General features: G+C 66.8%; 26 protein-coding genes and 1 tRNA gene. 19 read left to right on the top strand and 8 right to left on the bottom strand.

Annotation, left to right across the window (positions count from 1 at the left end):
• The first annotated feature begins 7 nt into the window (after positions 1-7).
• The 10 genes from tgt to ACOEQ2_RS07415 all read left to right on the top strand — a co-directional run bounded on the left by tgt (position 8) and on the right by ACOEQ2_RS07415 (position 9,434).
• Positions 8-1,129 carry a tRNA guanosine(34) transglycosylase Tgt gene (gene tgt, locus ACOEQ2_RS07370; RefSeq protein ID WP_419731162.1) on the top strand — a complete coding sequence of 374 codons (1,122 nt, stop codon included), beginning with the start codon at positions 8-10 and terminating at the stop codon, positions 1,127-1,129.
• The gene (gene queG, locus ACOEQ2_RS07375) at positions 1,126-2,172 is read left to right on the top strand and encodes a tRNA epoxyqueuosine(34) reductase QueG (protein ID WP_419730725.1); all 1,047 of its coding nucleotides are present in this window, start codon (positions 1,126-1,128) and stop codon (positions 2,170-2,172) included. The genes tgt and queG overlap by 4 nt, the downstream gene beginning before the upstream one ends.
• Positions 2,172-2,414: a ribbon-helix-helix domain-containing protein gene (locus ACOEQ2_RS07380; RefSeq protein ID WP_419730726.1), complete on the top strand. Its 243-nt coding sequence runs from the start codon at positions 2,172-2,174 to the stop codon at positions 2,412-2,414. The genes queG and ACOEQ2_RS07380 overlap by 1 nt, the downstream gene beginning before the upstream one ends.
• An 85-nt stretch (positions 2,415-2,499) precedes the next feature.
• Positions 2,500-2,853, top strand: a complete 354-nt coding sequence (locus tag ACOEQ2_RS07385) for a hypothetical protein (RefSeq protein ID WP_419730727.1) — start codon at positions 2,500-2,502, stop codon at positions 2,851-2,853.
• Between the two features lie 240 nt (positions 2,854-3,093).
• A complete protein-coding gene (locus ACOEQ2_RS07390; RefSeq protein ID WP_419730728.1) occupies positions 3,094-3,390 on the top strand; it encodes a hypothetical protein in 297 nt (98 codons plus the stop codon).
• Positions 3,391-3,616: 226 nt separating this feature from the next.
• Positions 3,617-3,799: a hypothetical protein gene (locus tag ACOEQ2_RS07395; protein ID WP_419730729.1), complete on the top strand. Its 183-nt coding sequence runs from the start codon at positions 3,617-3,619 to the stop codon at positions 3,797-3,799.
• A gap of 143 nt (positions 3,800-3,942) precedes the next feature.
• On the top strand, positions 3,943-4,785 hold the full coding sequence (locus ACOEQ2_RS07400; RefSeq protein WP_419730730.1) for a TerB family tellurite resistance protein: 843 nt from the start codon (positions 3,943-3,945) through the stop codon (positions 4,783-4,785).
• A 6-nt stretch (positions 4,786-4,791) separates the two neighbouring features.
• A complete protein-coding gene (locus tag ACOEQ2_RS07405; RefSeq protein ID WP_419730731.1) occupies positions 4,792-5,520 on the top strand; it encodes an N-acetylmuramoyl-L-alanine amidase in 729 nt (242 codons plus the stop codon).
• A complete protein-coding gene (locus tag ACOEQ2_RS07410) occupies positions 5,439-8,213 on the top strand; it encodes an MGH1-like glycoside hydrolase domain-containing protein (protein WP_419730732.1) in 2,775 nt (924 codons plus the stop codon). The genes ACOEQ2_RS07405 and ACOEQ2_RS07410 overlap by 82 nt, the downstream gene beginning before the upstream one ends.
• 705 nt (positions 8,214-8,918) lie before the next feature.
• On the top strand, positions 8,919-9,434 hold the full coding sequence (locus ACOEQ2_RS07415; protein WP_419730733.1) for a site-specific integrase: 516 nt from the start codon (positions 8,919-8,921) through the stop codon (positions 9,432-9,434).
• A 198-nt stretch (positions 9,435-9,632) separates the two neighbouring features.
• Here the strand turns inward: ACOEQ2_RS07415 and ACOEQ2_RS07420 are convergent, their stop codons facing one another.
• The 3 genes from ACOEQ2_RS07420 to ACOEQ2_RS07430 all read right to left on the bottom strand — a co-directional run bounded on the left by ACOEQ2_RS07420 (position 9,633) and on the right by ACOEQ2_RS07430 (position 11,231).
• The gene (locus ACOEQ2_RS07420; protein WP_419730734.1) at positions 9,633-10,235 is read right to left on the bottom strand and encodes a hypothetical protein; all 603 of its coding nucleotides are present in this window, start codon (positions 10,233-10,235) and stop codon (positions 9,633-9,635) included.
• A gap of 258 nt (positions 10,236-10,493) precedes the next feature.
• A tRNA-Pro gene (locus ACOEQ2_RS07425) sits at positions 10,494-10,570 on the bottom strand.
• 73 nt (positions 10,571-10,643) lie between these two features.
• On the bottom strand, positions 10,644-11,231 hold the full coding sequence (locus ACOEQ2_RS07430) for a TIGR00730 family Rossman fold protein (protein ID WP_419730735.1): 588 nt from the start codon (positions 11,229-11,231) through the stop codon (positions 10,644-10,646).
• Between the two features lie 127 nt (positions 11,232-11,358).
• Between ACOEQ2_RS07430 and ACOEQ2_RS07435 the strand changes: the two genes are divergently transcribed.
• Both ACOEQ2_RS07435 and ACOEQ2_RS07440 read left to right on the top strand, forming a co-directional pair.
• Positions 11,359-11,955, top strand: coding sequence for an NUDIX domain-containing protein (locus ACOEQ2_RS07435; protein WP_419730736.1), 597 nt, complete (start codon positions 11,359-11,361; stop codon positions 11,953-11,955).
• Positions 11,956-11,958: 3 nt separating this feature from the next.
• The gene (locus ACOEQ2_RS07440) at positions 11,959-12,894 is read left to right on the top strand and encodes an isopenicillin N synthase family dioxygenase (RefSeq protein ID WP_419730737.1); all 936 of its coding nucleotides are present in this window, start codon (positions 11,959-11,961) and stop codon (positions 12,892-12,894) included.
• Positions 12,895-13,249: 355 nt separating this feature from the next.
• Here ACOEQ2_RS07440 and ACOEQ2_RS07445 read toward each other — a convergent pair whose 3' ends face one another.
• Positions 13,250-13,771, bottom strand: coding sequence for a CinA family protein (locus tag ACOEQ2_RS07445; protein WP_419730738.1), 522 nt, complete (start codon positions 13,769-13,771; stop codon positions 13,250-13,252).
• A 365-nt stretch (positions 13,772-14,136) separates the two neighbouring features.
• On the opposite strand from ACOEQ2_RS07445, the gene ACOEQ2_RS07450 reads away from it, so the two are divergent.
• The 3 genes from ACOEQ2_RS07450 (at position 14,137) to ACOEQ2_RS07460 (ending at position 15,548) form a co-directional block, all read left to right on the top strand.
• Positions 14,137-15,075 carry an oxidoreductase gene (locus ACOEQ2_RS07450; protein ID WP_419730739.1) on the top strand — a complete coding sequence of 313 codons (939 nt, stop codon included), beginning with the start codon at positions 14,137-14,139 and terminating at the stop codon, positions 15,073-15,075.
• A gap of 17 nt (positions 15,076-15,092) precedes the next feature.
• Positions 15,093-15,230: a hypothetical protein gene (locus tag ACOEQ2_RS07455; protein ID WP_419730740.1), complete on the top strand. Its 138-nt coding sequence runs from the start codon at positions 15,093-15,095 to the stop codon at positions 15,228-15,230.
• 102 nt (positions 15,231-15,332) lie between these two features.
• Positions 15,333-15,548: a DUF1127 domain-containing protein gene (locus ACOEQ2_RS07460; protein ID WP_419730741.1), complete on the top strand. Its 216-nt coding sequence runs from the start codon at positions 15,333-15,335 to the stop codon at positions 15,546-15,548.
• 56 nt (positions 15,549-15,604) lie between these two features.
• Here ACOEQ2_RS07460 and ACOEQ2_RS07465 read toward each other — a convergent pair whose 3' ends face one another.
• The 4 genes from ACOEQ2_RS07465 to ACOEQ2_RS07480 form a co-directional block, all read right to left on the bottom strand.
• Positions 15,605-16,351: a glucose 1-dehydrogenase gene (locus ACOEQ2_RS07465; RefSeq protein ID WP_419730742.1), complete on the bottom strand. Its 747-nt coding sequence runs from the start codon at positions 16,349-16,351 to the stop codon at positions 15,605-15,607.
• A gap of 68 nt (positions 16,352-16,419) precedes the next feature.
• Positions 16,420-16,716, bottom strand: coding sequence for an ArsR/SmtB family transcription factor (locus ACOEQ2_RS07470; protein WP_419730743.1), 297 nt, complete (start codon positions 16,714-16,716; stop codon positions 16,420-16,422).
• A 123-nt stretch (positions 16,717-16,839) separates the two neighbouring features.
• The gene (locus ACOEQ2_RS07475) at positions 16,840-17,772 is read right to left on the bottom strand and encodes a 2-hydroxyacid dehydrogenase (protein ID WP_419730744.1); all 933 of its coding nucleotides are present in this window, start codon (positions 17,770-17,772) and stop codon (positions 16,840-16,842) included.
• 15 nt (positions 17,773-17,787) lie between these two features.
• Complete coding sequence (locus ACOEQ2_RS07480; protein ID WP_419730745.1) at positions 17,788-18,564, bottom strand: SDR family oxidoreductase; 777 nt, start codon at positions 18,562-18,564, stop codon at positions 17,788-17,790.
• A gap of 171 nt (positions 18,565-18,735) precedes the next feature.
• Between ACOEQ2_RS07480 and ACOEQ2_RS07485 the strand changes: the two genes are divergently transcribed.
• Genes ACOEQ2_RS07485 through ACOEQ2_RS07500 form a run of 4 tightly spaced genes read left to right on the top strand, consistent with a single transcriptional unit; the run spans position 18,736 to position 23,587 of the window.
• Positions 18,736-19,791: an L-idonate 5-dehydrogenase gene (locus ACOEQ2_RS07485; RefSeq protein WP_419730746.1), complete on the top strand. Its 1,056-nt coding sequence runs from the start codon at positions 18,736-18,738 to the stop codon at positions 19,789-19,791.
• A 27-nt stretch (positions 19,792-19,818) separates the two neighbouring features.
• Positions 19,819-21,372, top strand: coding sequence for a sugar ABC transporter ATP-binding protein (locus tag ACOEQ2_RS07490; protein WP_419730747.1), 1,554 nt, complete (start codon positions 19,819-19,821; stop codon positions 21,370-21,372).
• Positions 21,369-22,430: an ABC transporter permease gene (locus ACOEQ2_RS07495; RefSeq protein ID WP_419730748.1), complete on the top strand. Its 1,062-nt coding sequence runs from the start codon at positions 21,369-21,371 to the stop codon at positions 22,428-22,430. Before ACOEQ2_RS07490 ends, ACOEQ2_RS07495 begins: the two co-directional genes overlap by 4 nt.
• Positions 22,431-22,474: 44 nt before the next feature.
• Positions 22,475-23,587 carry a substrate-binding domain-containing protein gene (locus tag ACOEQ2_RS07500; RefSeq protein WP_419730749.1) on the top strand — a complete coding sequence of 371 codons (1,113 nt, stop codon included), beginning with the start codon at positions 22,475-22,477 and terminating at the stop codon, positions 23,585-23,587.
• Positions 23,588-23,589: the final 2 nt, after the last annotated feature.

Here is a 23,589-nt window from a genome sequence, read left to right on the forward strand (position 1 = left end):
GTCTCGCATCAGCGATTTCGGCTGGCAGCCGGAGGCGCTGGATGGGGCCGCCCGCGCCGGTCATCTGCACACCGCACACGGCATCGTGGCGACGCCGACCTTCATGCCGGTGGGCACCGTCGGCACCGTGAAGGCGATGACGATGGACGCCGTGCGCTCCACCGGCGCCGGCATCGTGCTCGGCAACACCTACCATCTGATGCTGCGGCCAGGTGCCGAGCGGGTGCAGGCGCTGGGCGGGTTGCATCGGTTCATGGACTGGCCCGGTCCGATCCTGACCGATTCCGGCGGCTTCCAGGTGATGTCCCTGGGCAGCCTGCGGAAGCTCGATCAGGACGGCGTGACGTTCCGCTCGCATCTCGACGGCAGCGAGCACCGGCTGACACCCGAGCGCTCGACGGAGATCCAGTGGGCGCTCGATGCCACCATCAGCATGTGCTTCGACGAATGCCCCGCACTGCCTGCGTCTGTCGAGACGATCGCTGCATCGATGCGGCTGTCGATGCGGTGGGCGGCGCGATCCCGGGAAGCGTTCGTGGCGCGCGACGGCTATGCGCAGTTCGGCATCGTCCAGGGTGGCACCGAGCCGGAGCTTCGCGCCGAGAGCGTGCGCGCCCTGACCGGGATCGGCTTCGAGGGCTATGCGATCGGCGGGCTGGCGGTCGGCGAGGGCCAGGAGCTGATGTTCGCGACCCTGGATGCCACGGCGCCGCTGCTGCCCGCGGACAAGCCGCGCTACCTGATGGGGGTCGGCACGCCCGACGACCTGCTGGGCTCGGTGATGCGCGGCATCGACATGTTCGACTGCGTCATGCCGACCCGCGCCGGACGCACCGCACGCGCCTATACCGGGTTCGGCACGCTGAACCTGCGCAACGCCCGCCATGCCACGGACCCGGCGCCGCTCGAGGCCGGATGCCCCTGCCCTGCCTGCGCCCGACACAGCCGCGCCTACCTGCACCACCTCTTCCGTGCAGACGAGATGCTCGGTCCGATGCTGCTCACCTGGCACAACCTGACGTACTACCAGCGCCTGATGGCGGGCATCCGCGCGGCGATCCTGGAGGGGCGCCTGGACGCACATGCCGCGGATCTGCGGAGTCGGTGGCAGCGAGGCGAGCAGCCGTGAGTGCGCCGGATCTGGTTCGGCAGATCCGCGACCAGGCGCTGGCGCTCGGCTTCGACGCGTTCGGCATCTGCGACGCGGCACTCGGTCCGGAAGCCCGCACGCGGCTCGGGAATTTTCTTGCAGCCGGCTACCACGGCGAGATGGGCTGGCTCGCGGAACGGACCGAGCAGCGCAGCCATCCGCAGGCATTATGGGCCGAGGCGCGCAGCGTGATCGCACTTGGACTCTCCTACGCTCCGGACGGCGATCCGCTCGAGATCCAGTCGCGGCCAGATCGCGGCGGCATCTCAGTTTATGCCCGGCACCGTGATTACCACGAGGTGATGAAGGGAAAGTTAAAGCACCTCGCGCAGTTCGTGGTGAAAGCCGGAGCGGCCGGAATGCCGGAGGTGAAGGTGTTCGTCGACACCGCACCGGTCATGGAGAAGCCGCTCGCCGCCCGCGCCGGTCTCGGCTGGCAGGGCAAGCACACCAACCTGATCTCGCGCGAGCACGGCTCGTGGCTGTTCCTGGGCGAGATCTACACGACGCTCGAATTGCCCACGACGCCGCCGCGCGCCGGGTCGTGCGGTACCTGTACACGCTGCCTGGCCGCCTGCCCGACCGATGCGTTTCCGGCACCCTACCGCCTGGATGCGACGCGCTGCATCTCGTACCTGACGATCGAGCACCCGGGACCGATCCCGGTGGAGTTCCGCGTCGCCATGGGAAACCGAATTTATGGCTGCGATGACTGCCTGGCGGTGTGCCCCTGGAACCGGTTCGCGGTGGCCGGCCATACGGCCAAGCTGCAGGCGCGGGAAGACCTCACCGCCCCACGCCTGGACGCGCTGGCGCGGCTCGACGACGCTGGCTTTCGCGCGTTCTTTTCGGGCTCGCCGATCAAGCGCGTCGGGCGGGGCCGCTTCGTGCGCAACGTGTTGATCGCCATCGGGAATTCGGGGCTCCCGGACCTGCTGCCGGCGGCCCGCGACCTCACTGCCGACACCGATCCAGTGGTCGCCGACGCTGCGGCGTGGGCGTGCGGACGGCTCACCGGCTGATGCAGGCGCGTCAGGACGGGCGCGGCCTGGTGAAACGCAGCCTGTCGCTCTCCGGGCACCGCACCAGCGTGGCGCTCGAAGCGGAGTTCTGGATGGCACTCGAGGCGCTGGCGGCGGCCCAGGGCGTGACCCTGGTTGCTCTCGTCGCTTCGGAAGATGCCGCACGCGATCCCGCCCGCACGCTGGCTTCGGCGCTGCGTGTGCGGGCTCTCCAGGCGGGCACTCGCGCCGCAGAGCGATGAGCCAGGGATCCGACGGGACCGACGCGCCCTAACCGGCTGGTAACCTTTGTTCGGCATGGTCCGGGGGTTGAACAGGGATTGGGCCATGACTCCCGCCACACCTCATCCGCCAGGCAATCCGAACGTCGGGCGCAGCCTCTCGATTGGGATCAAGCTGGGCGCGGGCTTTGCCGCACTGACCCGGGTGACGGCGCTGCTCGGCGTGTTCGCGCTGAGCCGAATGGGTGCGATGAACGATACTGCCGGGATCATCCGCGCCAATCCCTTGGCGAGCGCGGCGCAAAGCGGGCTGCTGGCCGTCGCGTTGATGGATGCCCGACGCGCAGAATTACGCATGGTCTTTGCGAGGAGCGAACCCGCTACACGACCGTTTTCGACATCCTATGGCCTCGATATAAGCTTGCCGACGCTGAGATGCAGGCACACCAGAGCTTCATGAGTTATCGAGATAAACACGAGTAGTTTTAGAGAGCTCTCCGGTCGTATCCGGAACTTAGGGATTTCATGATCTGGGACATGAGCTACAACGAGGCCACTGGAAAGAAGCAGGCCCGACGTCAGCCGCAACGTCCATGCCACGACGCGAAGTTTCCTTATCTGCGGTAGCGTCATAGCGGTGCTGCTGAGTGCTGCCACCGCAGCCAGCCTGATCCGCCACATCTCCCGGCCGCTCGCTGCGATGACCGCCACCATGCGCGCTTTGGCGAACCGTGACATGACTGCGATCATCCCCGGAGCTGGTCGAGGCGACGAGATCGGCGCAATGGCAGCCGCCGTTCAGGTGTTCAAGGACAGCATGCCGACCGCCTTGCGCTCGAGCAGGCGACTGCGCAGGACCGTCGCCAGCAGCGGAGCCGTCGCCTGGAGGATCTGGTCGTCAGCTTCGGGCGCGAGGTCGGCCGGGGATCTCTTCCGTCAGGCCGAGCAGCTCTCGATGGAGGTAGACAGCTTCATCGCGTCGGTGCGGAAGGTCTGACCGCCACTCCGGGGTCAGCAGCCGAAGAGAGCGTCGGTGCAGGTCGCCCCGGGAGAGACACCCCCAGGAGGCGCCTGTGGCGTGATCCGGTTCGGGCGGCCGAGCTGATCAGCCTGAAGATTGCGCTTCTGCAAAATCGCCGCGTGTTAGGGCACTGTTAACCATTAGGCGCCCAAGGTGGGTTCACCGGCGCCAACAGGGGCCGCGACCCGAAGGAAAAATTCCGATGCACCCGATCAATGACAATGCCGGCACGATTGCCCGCACCGCTGCCATCAGCCCGCTGTTGCTTTCACACCAGCTCCTTTCCCTGGCCGAAGATGCGCACCGGGCGGGAATGCCAGCCAGTGCCGCCCGCCTGCTGCGACTGGCGCATAGCGTCTGCTCCGACAAGCCGAGCCGGCGCTGAGACCCGGCGGCTGATGGTCCGCACCCTGGCAGCGCGTCCGAGCCAGCCCGGACGCGCGCGACGTGCCCATAGTGGAAAACCCGGTCCCATTTGCCCGTTAAGACTGATACGCGTCCAATGCGGGCTCATGATACAGGCAGGGCATGGCGATCTGGGGCAAACTGTTCGGCGGCGTGACCGGCTTCGCGATGGGCGGCCCGCTTGGAGCCATGCTTGGCACGGCACTGGGGCATGCCGCCGATCGGGGGGCACTGCTCGATCCTCCGGCCGGAAGCTGGGGCAGCTGGGGCGGCACCGGGTTCCTTGGGAGCGATCCGCGCACACGGGCGGCGGCGGACCCGAACGGAGCGGCCTTGCGTGTTGCCGTGAAGATGGCTGCGGTCGCCGGGAAACGCGACCAGCTGTTCGCGATCGTCGTGGTCGTGCTCTCGGCCAAGCTTGCGAAGTGCGACGGCCCGGTCAACCGGCACGAGATTGACAGCTTCAAGCGCAGCTTCCGGATCCCGTCCGAATCCACCCGGGAGATCGGCCGGCTGTTCGACCAGGCCCGCACCCGGACGGATGATTTCGTGCCGTTTGCCGAGGAGCTGGGTCGGGCCTACAGCGACCAGACCCACGTCCTCGAGGAGGTGCTGGCGGCGCTGTTCTCGATTGCCCGCTCCGATGGGCCGCTGGTTCGCCAGGAACTCGACTTCCTCGGCGCCACCCATCACGCCTTCGGACTGGCGCACGCTGCCTGGGACCGAGCCGAGAACGGAGCCGCGCGGCCCTCCACGAGCGAGCCGGACGCCTATGCCGTGCTGGGACTGCGCCGTAATGCGAGCGATAACGAGGTGCGTGCGACCTGGCGCAAGCTGATGCGCGAGATCCATCCGGATTCGCTGGCTGCACGCGGGGCGCAGGCGGCCGAGATCGCCGGGGCGTCGGAGCGTGTGGCTCGTGTCAACGCCGCCTGGGATCGCATCAAACGCGACCGGGGAATTTAGCGCGTAATGACCGAGACGATCATCGAGCGGCCGAGTCCGAACTGCCGCGAGCGGGACCCGGGGTCGGTGATCGATACGCTGGTACTGCACTACACCGGGATGCAGAGCGGAGAAGCGGCGATCGAGCGGCTGTGCGACCCTGAGGCCGCGGTATCGTCGCACTACGTCGTCGAGGAGGACGGACGGATCTTCCGCCTGGTGCCAGAGCATTTGCGTGCCGCTCATGCCGGCATCTCGTTCTGGCGCGGCCGGTCGATGCTGAATGACACCTCGATCGGCATCGAGATCGTCAACCCGGGGCACGAATGGGGCTACCGTCCGTTTCCGGCGGCACAGATCGAAGCCGTGCGCAGGCTCTGCGTCGGCATATTGGCGCGTCATCCGATCCCTCCGATCGGCGTGGTGGCCCATAGCGACATCGCGCCCGACCGGAAGCAGGATCCCGGCGAACTGTTCCCTTGGGCAGCGCTGGCCGCGTCCGGGATCGGGATCTACCCGTCAGCCCCGCCCGACCCGGGGACCGGCGACGTCGTGACGGATGCGGAGCGCATGCACCCGGTACGACAGGCGCTCATCCGGATCGGCTTCGACATCGAGACGGAGGGTGCCTTGGACGAGAAACTCATGCTGGTCCTGACAGCGTTCCAGCGCCATTGGCGACCCGAAGCGGTCAATGGACGTGCCGATCATGGCACGCGCGCGCGGGCGGCCGCGTTGGCACTTCTTGTCCCATGACAGACGCCAAGACGCCCGAGAGCCCGAAGATCTTCGCGACCGCGGAAGGCCGGCGACTGATCGCCGCACGCTCGGAACACGCTGGCGACGCCTGGAAGGCGTGGGGGCCGTACGTCAGCGACCGCCAATGGGGAACCGTGCGGGAGGATTATTCTCCGGATGGCGAGGCCTGGAACTACCTGCCGCACGACCATGCTCGCAGTCGTGCCTATCGCTGGGGCGAAGACGCCATCGGCGGTTTTGGCGACGACCACCTGCGCTGGTGCCTGGGGCTGGCGCTCTGGAACGGCCGTGATCCAATCCTGAAGGAACGGCTGTTCGGACTCACCAACCAGGAAGGCAATCATGGTGAGGACGTCAAGGAACTTTATTACCATCTCGACAGCACACCGACGCACTCTTACGCGCGGATGCTCTACAAGTATCCGCAGGCCGCGTATCCATACGATGATCTCGTGCGAGAGAACGGATCGCGTGGTCAGGATGTCGGCGAGTATGAGCTGATCGATACCGGCATCTTCAAGGACGGCCGATATTTCGATGTGTTCGTGGAGTATGCGAAAGCGGCTGTCGACGATATCCTGATGCGTGTGCGTGTGGTCAATCACGGTCCGGATGCGGCACCGCTATGGCTGCTTCCACAGCTCTGGGCACGCAATGTCTGGTCATGGGCCGGCAATCTCGAGAAGCCGTTGCTGCGAGCGATCTCCGACACCGAGGTCATGGCGACGCATCCGTCCATGCCGGAAATGCGACTGCTCGTCGAACATGGCGGCGAATTGCTGTTCTGTGACAACGATACGAACGTCAACCGTCTGTACGGGCAGAGCGCTCCAGGCTATTTCAAGGACGGCATCAACGACTTCATCGTAGGTGGCCAGGAGACCGCGATCAATCCCGGGCGCACCGGCACGAAATGTGCCAATCTGCGCCGGATCGACGTGGCCGCGGGCGGCGAGTACGTCATGCGGATGCGGTTCTGCGTGCGCCAGGATTTGGCCGGCGACGGTCTGGCCGACTTCGATGCCGTGTTCGCCCAACGCATCACCGAGGCCGACGAATTCTATGCAGCCCTGCAGGAGAAAGTCGCCGACGCGGACGCACGCCTGGTGCAACGACAGGCGTTGGCCGGAATGCTCTGGTCGAAACAGTTCTACCGCTACGATGTTCACCGGTGGCTCGAGGGCGATCCGGCGTTTCCGAAGCCGGCAGCGTCACGCGGCAACATTCGCAACGCAGACTGGTCTAACTTCAACGCTGCCGACATCATCTCGATGCCCGATAAATGGGAATATCCCTGGTTCGCCTCGTGGGATCTGGCGCTGCAATCGGTGGTTCTGGCACTTGTCGACCCGGATTTCGCGAAGGGGCAGGTGATGCTGCTGACGCGCGAGGGATATATGAACCCGAACGCCGCGCTGCCGGCCTATGAGTGGTCGTTCGGCGATGCCAACCCGCCGCTGCATGCGTGGGCAGCCATCCGCGTGTTCGAGACAGACCGCGCCCTCACCGGCAAGCCCGACCACGACTTCCTGAAGCGCGTGTTCAACAAGCTGTCGATGAATTTCACGTGGTGGGTGAACCGCAAGGACGACGAGGGCCGCAACATATTCCAGGGCGGTTTCCTCGGGCTCGATAATATCGCCATCTTCGACCGGTCGTCGGCATTGCCTGGCGGCGGAACCCTGGCGCAGTCCGACGGCACCGCATGGATGGCGTCGTTCGCGCTGTCATTGCTGCACATCTCGATCGAGCTCGCCTTGCAGGACACCGCCTACGAGGACGTGGCGATCAAGTTTTTCGAGCATTTCCTGCTGATCGCGGCGGCCGACGGAAACTCGCTCTGGGACGACGAGGACGGGTTCTTCTACGACATGCTGGGCATGCCCGACGGCACCCGCATCCCGTTGCGGGCGCGCTCCATGGTCGGGCTTATCCCGCTCAACGCGGTGACCATCCTGCAGGATGACGAAATCAAGCGGCTGCCGGCCTTCGCGTCACGGATGAGCTGGTTCCTCGAGCACCGTCCGGACCTCGCAGGGCTGGTGTCGAACTGGGACAGGGTCGGTCAGGGGGGCACCGTGCTGGTGTCGTTGCTGCGCACGCACCGGATGACCCGGACGCTGCAGCGGATGCTGGACGAGAGCGAGTTCCTGGCGCCGAACGGCATCCGGGCGGTGTCGAAAGCACATGAGGCGGCGCCGTATCGGCTCGATCTTGCAGGCGAGCACTTCGAACTCGGCTACGAGCCGTCGGAGAGCCGCTCCCGGCTGTTCGGCGGCAACTCGAACTGGCGCGGCCCGATCTGGATGCCCGTCAACTACCTCCTGCTCGAGAGCCTGATCCGGTTCGACCGCTATTACGGGGACGGCTACCGCATTGCCTGCCCGACCGGGTCGGACACGACTGCGACGCTTGCCGAGGTCGCGGCCTTGCTCTCGAAACGGCTGATCGGGCTGTTCACCCGTGGGCCCGACGGCAGGCGCGCGGTGCATGGCGATGTGCCGGTCTTGCAGGAAGATCCGGCGTTCCGCGACCTTCTGCTGTTCTACGAATATTATGACGGGGATAACGGCCGCGGTGTCGGGGCGTCGCACCAGACCGGCTGGTCGGGGCTGGTGGCGATGCTGATCCACAACCTGGCCTGGCACTGGCCGCAGGATATTGCGACCGGTGTGGACCCGGTAGGATAGCCTGGTCGGAGTGAGAGGATTCGAACCCTCCGCGCAGGACGCAAAAACGCCATCAGAGCAGAATGCGACATGAGCCGGTGTGCTACCGGATCCGCGACCTTGCGGACCGGTGGGCTTGCTCGCCGGGCAAAGTCCGAGGCCTGATCTCCGACGGTCACCTGAACGCATTTCGAATCGGCGAGAAGCTCCTCCGCGTGCCGATCGCCGCTGTTGCTGAGTACGAGGCCCGATGCCAGTTTCACGCGCCCCCGCCTCGTCCGAACAGCCGGTCGGGATGCATGGGTCATCCGTCACCAGCGCCGTCGCATCTCTACGGGCTGCAAGGATCGCGCGTCGGCAGAGTTCGTCCTGCGGCGTATGCCAAGGACCTTGAGCGGGCCCAGTTGACGGCGGTCAGGATCACCGGGATCCTCGAGCGCTACCTCGCCAACCGCCAGGAGCTGAAGAAGCCCGGCGCCGAGCGCCTCAGGTGGGCGCACAAGCCACCGTCGGTGCACTTCGGTGCGGCACCCCCCGGAGTCGATCGAGGAAGACGACTGCCGGGCGTAACAGGCACAGCGCCAGGCAGCCGGTATAGCGCCGAGCACGATCAGGACGGAGATCCAGGCACTCCGGGCCGCCCTCGTCTGGGCCGAGAGCAAGAAGCTGATCGTGAAGGCGCCAAAGCTGCCCCTCCCGGCGCGATCGCCGGCGCGGGAGCGGTGGTTGACCCGGCCTGAGGCAGCGCGGCTGATCGATGGCTGCGAGGCGCCCCACATCCGGCTCTTCGTGCTCCTGGCGCTTCAAACAGCCGCGCGTGCGGCGGCGATCCTTGAGCTCACCTGGGAGCGTGTCGACCTGGAGCAGCGACGGATCGACTTCCGGCTGCCGGGTCGCGCCAGCACGAAAAAAGGCCGCGCTCAGGTGCCGATCAACGACACCCTGCTCGAGGCGCTGCGGGTGGCGAGTGAGGCCCGCACGACCAACCACGTCATCGAGTGGGCTGGCGGTCAGGTCGCGTCTATAAAAACCGGCTTCCGAGCAGCTGCGACGCGCGCGAAACTTGCTCAGGTCACACCTCACACGCTTCGGCACACTGCAGCGACCTGGATGGCGCAGAAGGGCGTGCCTTGGTGGGAGATCGCAGGGATGATGGGACACACAAGTCCCAGGATGCTTGAGGAGACATACGGGCATCACCACCCGGATCATCTAAGCCACGCTTCAGCGGCACTCGGTTAAAGCATCCCTACCAATGAGAGCGCCTGCCTAGAGTGGCGTATGTCGGAGCGATCAACATGCCCTTTGACCACAACGAGAAACAAGCTCTGAACGAATGTATTGCTGACGTGATTTTAGATCGTTTCGGCTACGGCAATGGAGAAGAGTTTTCGTTCCTCTGTGACAGAACTGGCGCTGAACTTCTGGCAGAATCAGCGATCAAGATGTTCGACGAGCGACGTGGGGTATCATTCTAGCCGCCAGACGCAGCGTAACATGAGAGAGTTCCGCTAGGGATTCGATATCTCTGAAGAACTCCTGATCCTTAAAAGCCTCAGCGTTCATATGGCTATATTTATCCTTATGTAATTCCTCAAGAGTTATATCAGTCTGCGCCTTTTTGATTTTGAGCATGAACCGGGCGTTAAACGACTGCCCGTCAAGGAGAAGAATCTCGTGTGGGAATTCATCAGATGCTCCCCAGAGACCATGAGCCACCTTGTTTCTTAATCCTGATTTACTGCGCAAGCTCTCAAGGAATTTAGTTAGATCTGCAATGAGGCGTTTGTCCGGAAGCTTCTTGTTGGCTACGATCAAGAATGCTCGCTTTCTAGGACCCAGATCGAAGAAAGAGTGAAATATATCGAACGCTGCGGTTTCCTCACCGTTCAAAAGGCAGCAGAACATCATTCCAACATAGTGGTCGATCAAGGTCCATGTTGCGATTATTTCAAGCATTAGCTTTGCCGTCCCAGGACGAGCAGAAAGTGCTTCTGGACCTACTAGGAAGTTTTCTGACTTTACGACTACCTGCCTCGGCATTAGCTGCAACTCAACGCAGAGCTGTCGGCTGTTGCTGCAGATGAAACCTGATGCTGTTCGTAAGGCCGCGCGACGCCGCTTCTAGACGGGACGAGACGCAACACCAACCAACGCTTCTTTGCGGCATCAGTGGGGTGAATTGAAAGCAAACCACGCCTTTAGCCTTCGCCGACTATGGTTCCGCTGCCAGATTTTCCAGCTCCGGTACGCATGTACCGACATACTCTGTTGCCTTAGGACCGAACCCCTTGACAAGGCTGGTCGGAGTGAGAGGATTCGAACCTCCGGCCCCTGCGTCCCGAACACAGTGCTCTACCAGGCTGAGCTACACTCCGGCTGGAGCGCGTCATACAGGCCACCGCCCGAGGAGGCAAGGGGACGAAACAGCCCCCCCCCGGGGCCTCGCGGCTAGAGCAATGCCGGGTCGCCGGTGTGGGTCGGACGCGGCAGGACTCCCAGCCGCGCCAGCGCCGCCGGCACGTCCGGGACATCCTCGAACAGCGCGCGCGTCGAGGCATCGGCAAAACCGTCGGCGATGGCGGCATCGATCGTGGCGATCAGCGGACGTGCCCAGCCACCCACGTCGACGATCAGGATCGGCTTGTCGTGCAGCCGCAGCTGGCGCCAGGTGAGGATCTCGAACGCCTCGTCGAACGTGCCGAGGCCGCCAGGCAGCACCAGGAACGCGTCGGCCTGGGCGAACATCTGCTGCTTGCGGCTGTGCATGGAGTCCGTGACCGTGAGGTCCGCGACACCCGCATGCATGATCTCGCGGGTCTGCAGGAAGTGCGGGATGATGCCCGACACCGCACCCCCGGCCGCCAGCGCCGCATCCGCCACCACACCCATCAGCCCGACCTTGCCGCCGCCATAGATCAGCCGGATACCCGCTTCCGCCAGGCCGCGTCCGGTCGCCTCGGCCGCCAGCCGGTAGGCCGGATCGGTGCCGAAGCGCGAGCCGCAGAACACGGCAACGGACGAAAAGGCATTCGGCATCGGCACTGGAACTCCGCTTGGGCTCGGGCGAAGGGATGCTTCCCTCTGGCGGCCCCATCATGGCGGCTCCCGGAGGCCGGCGCGACCTGTATGCTGGCGCGCATCAACAGCACAGGGCGCCCACCCGATGCCAAGCGCCTCCCCGCCACCCGCGTCCATACCGTCCGCTCCCACGCGAGACGACGGCGGCTACACCACCCTCTCCAGCCGCATCGCCTACGAGAACCGCTGGCTAAGGCTGCGCGAGGACATCATCCGCCGGCCGGATGGCTCCGACGGCTTGTATGGTGTGGTCGAGCGCGATGATTTCGTGGTGATCGCGGCATTCGACGCCGACCGCAGCCTCACTCTGGTCGAGCAGTTCCGCTATCCGATCGGCCAGCGCCTGTGGGAGTTGCCGATGGGCATGTGGGAGGAACGGCCCGACGCCACGCCCGGGATGATCGCCGCCGGCGAGCTCGCCGAGGAGACCGGGCTGATCGCCGCCCGCATGGACCACGTCGCGGTGCTGTTCCAGGGGCCAGGCTACTCGAACCAGAAGGGCCACCTGTTCCTGGCGAGGGACCTAACCGCGACCGCGACCGGCCGCGAGACCACGGAGCAGGACATGATCGCGCGCAGCTTTCCATTGGCCGAGGTCGAGGCGATGATCTGCGACGGCCGCATCAGCTGCATGGTGACGATCGCGGCGATCGGCCTGCTGCGCATGAAGGGACTGATCTGAGTGATGCAGCACGTCCCCACCCTCGATCTGCGCCGCCTCGACCATGACCCGGACGGCCTGGTGTCGGAACTGGGCGAGTCGTATCGCCAGTTCGGCTTCTGCTGCTTCAGCCATCACGGCATCGATCCCGCGCTGATCGAGGCCGCCTACACCGAATTTGCCCGCTTCTTCGCACTCCCGACCGGGACCAAGGCGCAGTACACCGTCCGGACCGCAGGCGGCGGGGGCCGCGGCTATGTCGGCTTCCGGGTCGAGACCGCGCGCACCAGCGACATCCCCGACCTCAAGGAATTCTACCATATCGGTCGCAGCGATGCGGCTCCGGACGATCCGGTGTTGCGTCCCAATCTCTGGCCCGACGAGGTGCCAGGCTTCCGGCCGCATGGGGTGGCGCTGTACGCGGCGATGGAGGCAGCCGGGCAGCGCGTGCTCTCTGCCATCGCACGTGATCTCGGGCTCGCACCGGACTTCTTTGCCGGCCTGACCGGTCGCGGCGATTCCATCCTGCGCGCGCTGCATTATCCGCCGATCGCGCCCGAACACCTGCCGGCGGTGCGGGCCGAGGCGCACGAGGATATCAGCCTGATCACGCTGCTGGTCGGCGCCACCGCGTCGGGGCTCGAGCTGCTCACCCGCGACGGCGCCTGGCTGCCGATCGAGGCCGAGCCCGGCACGCTGGTGGTCAATGTCGGCGACATGCTGCAGCGACTGACCAACCAGGTGTATCCGTCCACCACGCATCGGGTGGTGAACCCGACCGGCGAGGCAGCGGGCCGCAGCCGCTACTCGATGCCGTTCTTCCTGGCGCCGAACATGGACTTCGTGATCGAGACCCTGCCGGGCTGCATCGGCGAGGGCGGCGACCTCTATCCGGAGCCGATCACCGCGCACGACTACCTCATGCAGCGCCTGCGCGAGATCCGCATGCAGACAGCGTGAGCCATCCCGCCTGCACGAACTCGCGCTGACCGGACGCAGAGGCCGGCGACCGGCATGATGACGCGACCGGCTGGCGTCTGCGGGCAGACCCGATCACGGCCGAGCCTCCGCAACTCCGGGGCATCGGTACGGGCGAACAGGCAGGCGACCGTCGTGCCCGGCGGGGCGGCTTCGGCACCAGCGGGAAACCGTCGCGCACTCCCCAGTCCGGACGCCCGCCCCCGGCTGGCTGAAACCCTCCGGCGCCGCCCGTACGGGCCCCCCTTGATGGACGGGATCGCGGCGCGCGACGGCCAGCGGACGATCGCGCTGCAGGGCGGCCGTGGCGGCCAGCCTCGCACCCGGGCAGGCGGGTTCAGGGAGATGCAGTGTCGGGACGTGTTCCCGCCGGGCCGGCCAGATCGAGTTGCGCCTGCATGAACACCAGTGCGGCCAACGCGAAGTTCCGCATGTTGCCCGGCCGGTCGGCGCTGCCGGTCGCGATCGTCTGCGCCCGGTCGAGCGGGCCAGACACGGCGAAGCAGCAGTGACCGGGCGGGTCGCCGGAGCGGTTCGCGGTCGGTCCGGCGGCACCTGTCTCAGCCAGGCCCCAGGTGGCGCCGAGACGTTCGCGCATGCGCGCCGCGAGTTGCCCGGCATAGGGCTCGCTGGCGCTTCGCACCGCCTGAGCCTCCGCCGCCGTGAAGCCGGCGAGTGCCACCATCGCGGCCCTGTTATAGATGACGCCGCCGCCGGCAAACACCGCCGACGCACCGGGCTGGGCCAGCAACGCCGCCGCGATCAGGCCGCCGGAGGAAGACTCGCCGACAGCGACAGTCTCGCCGCGTGCGCGGAGCCGTTCCACAATTGTTGCCGCCACGTCGATCAGATCCTGCATGCCGCACCCGGTATAGCCTGTCGGGCAAGCCTAGAGCTTTTCCCGATCGGAAGGGACCGGAAAAAACTCTAGCTCGTTGTTTTGGCGTGCGTCTTTATCCGACCGATAAGCGCGGTCGGTCGGATGATGCTCTGGCATGCCGGCACGGGAGGCGCGCCACGGGCCCCCGGGTTCGGCATCCAGACCCCGATCCATTGCGTTGATTGGGGCAGCGGGTGGCCCCGGAGTTGCAATTCCAGCCGGTCCGAGCAGGCTGCCGGTCCCCCACCCGCCTGACGGGCAAACGTCGGCGTGCCGGCGACGTATGAGACGATCGGGGATGTGTCACTGACCTCCGGCGCACCTCGAGAAGAAGGATCGTACCGATGACGGCATGGACTACGGCGAGCATCCCGGACCAGAGCGGCCGCAGGGTGATCATCACCGGTGCGAGCAGCGGCATCGGCGAGACGGCGGCCGCCGCACTTGCCGCACGGGGCGCCGAGGTCGTGCTGGCAGTGCGCGACCAGCGGCGTGGCGACGCAACCCGCAAACGCATTCTCGCACGCCATCCGGACGCAAGGCTGTCGGTGTCGCTGCTCGACATGGCGGACCTGTCGAGCGTGCGCGCATTCGCCGACCGCATGCTTGGCGAGAGTGGCAGCGGCGGGCAGGTCGATGTGCTGCTGAACAATGCCGGGCTTGGCATGCAAGCGGCGCGGGCAGTCACGGTCGATGGCTTCGAGCGCCAGTTCGGCACCAACCATCTCGGCCACTTCGCCCTGACCGGGTTGTTGATGCCGGCCCTGCTGAAAGCGCCGGCCCCGCGCGTGGTGGCGATCAGCAGCATCGCCCACCGGCGCGGCCGGATCGACTTCACCGACCTGCAGGGCGAGCGGGGCTACAACGGCAGCAAGGCCTACAGCCAGTCGAAGCTCGCCAACCTGATGTTCGCGCTCGAGCTCGACCGGCGCGCCCGTGCGGCCCACTCTCGCCTGGTCAGTGTGGCGGCGCATCCGGGCATCGCCGCGACCGGGTTCGTCGCCGCCATCGGGATGCCTCGCGTGATGGTGACGGCCGTCAATCTCGGCATCGGCGTCTTCGGCCAGGATGCGGCGCAGGGGGCATTGCCCGGCCTCTACGCGGCGACGATGCCTGACGTCATCGGCGGAGAGTTCTGGGGGCCGGACGGCTTCCTCGAGATCCGCGGCGCCCCGAAGTCCGGCCGGATCTCGGCGCATGCGCTCGACCGGGCGGTGTGGCAGCGCCTGTGGACGATTTCGGAGCAGCTGACCGGTGTCACGTATCCGGCGTTGGGCTCATGACACGACAGGAGATTCCTATGACCCGCTTGCGATCGATCGTTCTGGCGCTGACCTGCGCGGTTTGCCTCGGGGCCTGCCAGCAGACCGGCACGGCCCCGCCGATGGGCCAGGATGCGGACGGCATGACGCCGGTTGGGTCCGCGCACGGGCCCTGAGACCGGCCTCCAGCAAAAGATTTGTGCGATGCAACAAAAAGCCCTTCCAAAGATGGGTAGGGTCGCTTATGTTGCATTGCACAATCATTTGGAGCCACCCCGATGGCACAGGTCAGCGCATACGCCCCCCGCTCAACGATCGATCTCTCAGTGCTGGCACGCGCACTGGTCGATGTCGCCCGCAACTCCATCGAGCAGCACCGCAAGCGCGCCCGGGTTCGCAACGAGCTGTATTGCTATTCGGACCGCGAGCTGAGCGATCTCGGCTTCAGCCGGTCTGACATCCCGGCCGTCGCTGCCGGCCAGTACACCCGCTGAACCAGGTCTGACCGACGCCGGGGCAGCAGCTTCGCCGCCCCGGACGATGCGCGGCGTCAGGCGCCGCCGGACACGCTGACGACTTCTCCGGTGATCCACTTCGCGTCGTTCGAGGCGAGGAACACGGCGACGGATGCGATGTCGTCGACTTCCCCGATCCGGCCCAGCGGCGTCCCGGCGATTGCTCCCTTGGCAAACTCGCTGCCGATGAAGCCGGCGGTCTGTGTACCTTCGGTATCGACGAGGCCAGGGCTGATCGCATTCACCCGCACCCGCTTCGGGCCGAGCTCTTTCGCCAGCACGCGCGTGATGGCATCGACCGCACCCTTGGTGCCGGTGTAGATCGACGAACCCGGCGGCGTGATGCGGGAAACGATCGAGCTGACGTTGATGATGCTGCCACCATCGGGTCCGAACTGCGCCGCGGCGGCCTGGCTGGCAGCGAGCAGGCCAAACACGTTGGTGTCGAAGATGCGGCGGTATTCGGCCTCCGTCACCTCGGCCAGCGGCGCCATCGCATAGACGCCGGCATTGTTGACCAGGATGTCGATCGGCCCCAACGCCTTCGTCGTTTCCGCAAAGATCCGCCGGACATCCTCGGTCTTCGAGACATCGCCCTGCACGGCGACCGCGCGGCCGCTGTTTTCGGCGATTCGACCGACCACCGCATCGGCGCCGGAACGGCTGCTGCTGTAATTCACCGCAACCGATGCGCCGGCCGCGGCAAGCGCCTCGGCGATGGCGGCCCCGATGCCCTTGGAGGCGCCGGTGACCAGAGCGACCTTGCCTGTGAGCTGCGTCATGATTTTCCCTGACATTTCGATGGTTATCGAAGTGTGGGTGCGGACACGGCCACGTTCAAGGCGTCAGGTCAGATCGCGTCGGCCTCTGCGACTGCCGGGCTTGCCGGAGCGGCGCTGTCTGCAAGCTGACGGAGGAAGTCCTCGTAGCGGGCCCTGACGAACCGCAGCACGGTGAACCTGCCGTCGCGCGACACGTCGATCAGCCCGGCCTGTTCGAGCTGTTGCAGGTGATGCGACATGGTCGACGCACTGACCTGGGCGGTCTGGTCGAGGGCGTAGCACGGGACCGGCGCGTCGGCGGCAGCAAGCTGCATCATGATGTCATAGCGCCGCGGGTCGCCCAGCGCGCGCATCACGAGCGTCATGGTGTCTGTCGTCAGTCCGGGACGGGTGCATCGCGCCATGCGCAGGATATAAGCGCCGGCACGAATTGGACCAACGGCGGCCAGCGGTTCCGGGCCTGTTTCAGCCGCCAGCCATCGTCACATTTACACCACCGGCGTCAGCAGCGCCTCGCCGGCAAAAAAGCGCTCGAGATTATCCAGCATCAGCTGTCCCATCGCATGCCTGGTCTCGACGGTGGCGCTGCCGACATGCGGGGCGAGTGCGACATGCGGCAGATCGAGCAACGCCGCCGGCACATGCGGCTCGTTCTCGAACACGTCGAGCCCGGCACCACCGAGACGACGCTCGACAAGTGCGTCCACCAGAGCCGGCTCATCGACGATCGAGCCGCGGGCGATATTCACCAGGACACCCTGCGGCCCGAGTGCGTCGAGCACCCCACGGTCGATGATCCCCCGCGTCGCCGCCGAGGCCGGCGAGGCCAGGAACAGGACGTCCGACGCGGCGGCGAGGCTTCGAAGATCGGCGTGATAGTCGTACGGCACCGCCTTCCGCGACGGTCCGGTATAGGCAATGCTGCCGCCGAAGCCTGACAGGCGCTGGGCAATTGCCTGACCGATCCGACCCATTCCGACGATGCCGTAGCGCAACCCGGAGGCGCGCCGTGTCAGCGCAGGTTGCGCTGCCGGCCAGCGTCCCTCGCGCACATGACGCTCGACCGCCGGCAGGCCGCGCATCGCGTTCAGCATCAGGGCGATCGCCAGGTCGGCGACATCGTCGGTGAGCACGTCAGGGGTGTTGGTGACGCGCACATCGAGGCGACGCATCGCGTCGAGATCGATGCGGTCGTAACCGACGCCGTTGATCGCGACGATGCGGAGTTTCGGCAGCCGCTCGGCCAGCGACGTCTCGATCCCGAGATGTCCGCCGGTGACCACCGCCTCGATGTCGCCCGCATGTTCGGCGAACCACTCGTCACCAGCCGCGGACGGCATGCGCAGGACGGTGTAGTTGGCATCGAGCACCGTCTGGGTCGCGGGCAGGACCGGGCAGAGCTGGAGCAGCTTGACGCTCATGGTGCGCCTCCTTTTTCACAAGACCGAAAGAACGCCGCCATCGACATAGATGACCTGGCCGTTGACGAAGTCCGAGGCAGCCGATGCAAGAAACACCGCAGCACCGTTCAGTTCCTCGACGCGGCCCCACCGTCCGGCGGGCGTGCGACGGCACAGCCAGGCGTCGAACACCGGATCCTCGCGCAGCGGACGGTTGAGCTCGGTCTCGAAATAGCCCGGCCCGATCGCATTGATCTGCAAGCCATGGCGCGCCCAGTCGGCGCACATGCCGCGGGTCAGCATCTTCACGGCCCCCTTGGAGGCGGTGTACGGCGCGATCGTCGGACGCGCGGCCTCGCTCTGCAGGCTGGCGATATTGATGATCTTGCCGTGGCCCCGCGGGATCATGCGTTTCGCCACCGCCTGGCCCACGAAGAACACGCTGTCGAGGTTGGTGCGCATCACCTCGTGCCAGGTCTCGACCGGAAACTCCTCCAGCGTCATGCGTCGCTGGATCCCGGCATTGTTGACCAGGATGTCGATCGGGCCCGCCTCGCGCTCGATCCGTGCGATGCCGGCCTCGACCGCATCCGCGTCGGTCACGTCGAACACGCCGAGGCCACCCGCCGGACTGAACGCGGTCTCGCCGATGCGGGCGGCCGCCTCGGCGAGACGGGCTTCGTTGCGGCCGTTGAGCACGACACGGGCGCCGGCTGCAGCCAACCCGCCGGCGATGCCGAAGCCGATCCCCTGGCTGGATCCGGTGACGAGCGCGAGCCGGCCGGTCAGGTCGAAGGCGCTGATCCCCGGCATAGAACATCCTTATGCTGCCGCAGCTGGCTCACGCTCGCGCGGCTGGCTCACACTGGTGCGGCTGAACCGACAAATGGGCTTCCGTCGACCGGGGCGAAATGGCATAGCGATGGGAACGGTCACATTGCAAGAGCCGGCAGCAAAAGCCGGTAGTGACCGAGGGGGAACCACATGCTTGCTGCCGTGCTGCACGGCGCGCATGACCTGCGCGTGGAACATCGGGACGATCGTGCGCTGCTTCCGGGCGAGGCCCGTGTGCGGGTTGCCTGCGGTGGGATCTGCGGCTCCGATCTCTCCTATTTCAACAAGGGCGGCGTCGGCGATTTTCGCGTCCGCGAGGCGCTCACCCTCGGGCATGAGGTGTCCGGCACGGTGGCGGAATTGGCGCCCGCGGCGGACTGGCCGTTGCCGTCGCGACTGACGGTCGGCACCCGGGTCGCGATCAATCCGAGCCGGCCCTGCCTGCATTGCCGCTATTGCCGCGCCGGCCGCAGCAATCTGTGCCGCAACATGCGTTTTCTCGGCAGTGCCGCGCTGATGCCGCACGTGCAGGGCGGCTTCAGCGAGCATGTCGTGCTGCGCGCGGACCAGTGCGTCGCCGTGCCCGAAACGATGTCCTACCGCTTCGCCGCCTGTGCCGAACCGCTCGCCGTAGCGCTGCATGCGATCGCCCGCGCCGGGAATGTGGTCGGGCGGCATGTGCTGATCGCCGGCGCCGGGCCGATCGGGCTGCTGTGCCTCGCCGCCGCCCGCCACGCCGGGGCTGCCAGCGTCACCATCACCGACCTGTTTCCGGAGCCGCTGCAGGTGGCGGCCCGCATGGGTGCGACCGACACCATCGACGTGCAGGCAGATCCGGACCGGCTCGACCGTGCGGCGGACGAGCTCGGTGGCTTCGACGTGGCCATCGAGGCGACCGGTGCCGCGGCCTCGGTGGTGCGGATGCCGCTGCTGGTGCGGCCGGGCGGTCGCATCGTCCAGCTCGGCATGCTGCCGCCGGGTGCGGTGCCGCTGCCGGTCAACCTGCTGATGTCGCGCGAGATCGACCTGGTGGGGTCGTTCCGGTTCCACGAGGCCTTCGACATCGCGGTGCAGGCGCTCGCCGCGGGACGGATCGATGTCACCCCGATCCTGTCGGCAACCTTTCCGCTTCGGGAGGCCAACGACGCGTTCCTCATGGCCGGCGACCGGCGACGCGCCATCAAGGTCCATCTGGATATCGGCTGAGACACAGGGGCCGGGAGAGCAGCCGCAATGAACACTGCCGACGCGGCCTTGTTGGAATTTGACGGCGTCTCCAAGCGCTTCGGCGGCACACTCGCGGTCGATGGTGTGTCGCTGACCCTGCGCGCCGGCGAGATCCTGGCGCTGCTCGGCGAGAACGGCGCCGGCAAATCCACCCTGATCAAGATGCTGGCCGGCATCCACACCCCCGATGCCGGGCAGATCCTGGTGCATGGCCAGCCGTATCATCACCTGAAGGCGGCCAAGGGTGCGCGCCAGTCGGTCGCCTTCATCCATCAGGATCTCGGGCTGATCGACTGGATGACGGTGGCCGAGAACATCGCGCTGGGTGTCGGCTACCGGCGCCGGCACGGGCTGATCTCGTGGTCGGCGTCGCGGGCGCAGGCGCTGTCGGTGCTGCAGGCGATGAGCGCCGACATCGATCCGGACGCGCGCATCATGCATCTGAGCCGCACCGAGCGGTCGCTGGTGGCGATCGGCCGGGCGCTGGCGGCGAAGGCCGAGATCCTGGTGCTGGACGAGCCGACCGCCAGCCTGCCCGCCGACGAGGTGGTCCGGCTGCTGACGGTCCTGCGTGACCTGCGCCGCACCGGGATCGGCATGATCTACGTGTCGCACCGGCTCGACGAGGTGTTCCAGGTGGCGGACGACGTGGCGGTGCTGCGCGATGGCCGGCTGGTGGCGGTGAAGCGGATCGCCGAGACCGACCCCACCGACCTGGTCACGATGATCGTCGGCCGTCCGCCGGAGCAGGTGTTCCAGCACCCCGGAGCCGCCGGGACGGAGACATGCCTGGTGCTGGACGGGCTTGTGGCGGACGAGGCCGGGCCGGTCAGCCTGACGCTGCGACAGGGCGAGATGGTCGGGCTGGTGGGATTGCGCGGTGCCGGCCAGGACGCGATCGGCCGGGCGCTGTTCGGCTGCCGCGCGATCGAGGCCGGCCGCATGACGCTGGGCGGGCGGGAGTATCGGCCCGTGTCGCCAGCGGCGGCGATGGCGGCGGGGGTCGGGCTGGTCGCCGGTGACCGGGTCGGCGAGAGCCTCGGGATGCCGCTCAGCGTGCGGGAAAACGTGTTCCTCAATCCGGGCGCGCACGGCCACGCGCTGTTCAGCCTGCGCACGCCCGGCGCCGAGAGCACCGACTGCATCGCGGCCGGGGCGCGGATGAGCCTGCGTCCGAACGACCCGGGCCGCCCGGTGGAGACGCTGTCGGGCGGCAACCAGCAGAAGGTGGTGCTGGCGCGCTGGCTCGGCATCGCCAAGCGGCTGCTGATCCTGGAAGAGCCGACGGCGGGCGTGGATGTCGGCGCCAAGGCCGAGATCTACGGGCTGCTGCGCCAGGCGCTGGCGGGCGGGCTCTCGATCATCGTGGTGGCCACCGACTTCGAGGAGGTCGCGGCCATCTGCCACCGGGCGGTGGTGTTCAGCCAGGGCCGTGTGTGCGCGGAGATCGGCCGCGACGCGCTGTCGGTGCAGAGCCTGCTCGCCGCTGCCTCCGCCGGTGGCACCCCGCAATCGGCCCCCCTCGCCGCCGCCGCGCCATACGAAGGACATCCGGCATGACGTCGCTGAAATCCACCGCCCTCGAGCCGGCACCGGGCAGCCAGCGCGGATTGCCGCTCGGCCGCCGGGTCATGGGGCTGCTGCCGGTCTACGGGCTCGTGGTGCTGACCGTCGTGCTGGCGCTGCTGTTCTCGGCGATCCTGCCGGACACCTTTCCGACCTGGCTGAACGTGCGTTCGATGCTGGGCGACAAGGCGGTGGTGGCGATGCTCTCGCTGGCCGCAACCGTGCCGATGATGACCGGCAAGATCGACCTGACCGTCGGATACGGCGTGGTGCTGTGGCACATCCTGGCGATCTCGCTGCAGATCAGCGGCGTGCCGTGGCCGCTCGCGGTGCTGATCGTGCTCGCCCTCGGGCTGGTGTTCGGGCTGCTCAACGGGCTGCTGGTCGAGGTGGTGCAGATCGACAGCTTCATCGCGACACTCGGCACCGGCACCATCACCTACGCGATCGCGCTGTGGTGGACCGGCGGCCGGCAGGTGATCGGGCATCTGCCGCAGGCGTTCTTCGAGCTCGATATCGCGCGCATCTTCGGGATACCGATCCCGGCCTTCTACGTGATCGGGCTGGCGCTGACGCTGTGGGTGATCTCGACCTACACGCCGCTCGGCCGCTACCTGTACGCGATCGGCGCCAACCCGCGGGCCGCCGAACTGAACGGCATCCCGACCCGGCGCTACACCATGCTGGCCTTCATGGTGTCGGGGCTGATCACCGCGTTCGCCGGTATCATCCTGGCCGCCAGGCTGCGCGTCGGCCAGGCCAGCGTCGGGCTGGAGTTCCTGCTGCCGGCGCTGGTCGGCGCCTTCCTGGGCTCGACCACGATCACGCCGGGACGGGTGAATATCTGGGGCACGGTGGTCGGCGTGGTGATCCTGGCGATCGGCATCTCCGGCATCGAGCAGCTGGGCGGCGCCTTCTGGGTGGAGCCCGCCTTCAACGGCGCCACGCTGCTGATCGCCATCGGGCTGGCCGGCTGGACCGGACGGCGACGCGCCATGGGCCGGGTGCTGCAACGTGCACGACCACCAGTACCGGATAAAGCCGGCACATGAAAAACGCGCCGCACAAACGCGGCCATCAACGGGGAATGGAAGCCATGACATCGAACAGAGCGAAATTAGCCTCGGCCGGGATCGGGCTGGCGGTGGTGATCGGCGCCGGCGCAGCGCATGCCCAGGATGACGTGGTGGCGCGGGCGAAAACGGTTGTCGCCGCGGCAACGGCACCGGCTTCCAAGTGGGACGGTCCCACCACCGGCCCGAAGGCGGCCAGCGCGCGGACGGTGATCTATGTCGCGGCCGATCTGCGCAATGGCGGCATCCAGGAAGTCAGCGACGGCGTCAAGGAAGCCGGCAAGGCGATCGGCTGGGACGTGCGCGTGCTGGACGGCCAGGGCAGCGTGTCCGGCATCCATTCCGCGTTCAGCCAGGCGGTGGCGCTGAAGCCGGCCGGCATCATCATCGGCGGCTACGACATCGTGCAGAACGGCGCCGACATCAAGCAGGCGGCGGCAAGCGGCATCAAGATCGCGGCCTGGCACGGCGCGCCGAAACCCGGTCCGCTGCCCGAGTACGACGTCGTCAGCAATGTCGGCAGCGACAGCGCTAGGGTGGCTAAGGTGGCCGCCGATTACGCGATCGCCGAGAGCGACGGCAAGGCCGGGGTCATCATCTACACCGACAGCGCCTACGCGATCGCACTGGCGAAGGCGCAGATGATGCGCGACGAGATGAAGACCTGCACCGGCTGCACGGTGCTGTCGTTCGAGGACACCCCGCTCGCCGACACGTCCACGCGCATCTCGCAGCTGACCACGTCGCTGCTACAGCGCTATGGCACGAAATGGACCTACAGCCTGGCGATCAACGACCTGTATTACGACTTCATCGGACCGCCCTTGATCTCCGCCGGCCGTGATCCCGCCGGGCCGCCGGTGAACATCAGCGCCGGCGATGGCAGCAACTCGGCGTACGAGCGCATCCGCGGCGGCCAGTTCCAGGCGGCGACGGTGCCCGAGCCGCTGCTGCTGCAGGGCTGGCAGGTGATCGACGAGCTCAATCGCGGGTTCGCGGGACAGCCCGCATCGGGCTACGTGGCGCCGGTGCACCTGGTCACGGCGAAGAACGTCGACCTGGATGGCGGCAAGAAAGACATCTATGACCCGGACAACAACTACCGTGCCGCCTACCGGCAGATCTGGGGACGCTGAAC

Source organism: Lichenicola sp. (assembly GCF_965198575.1).
Lineage (GTDB): Bacteria > Pseudomonadota > Alphaproteobacteria > Acetobacterales > Acetobacteraceae > Lichenicola.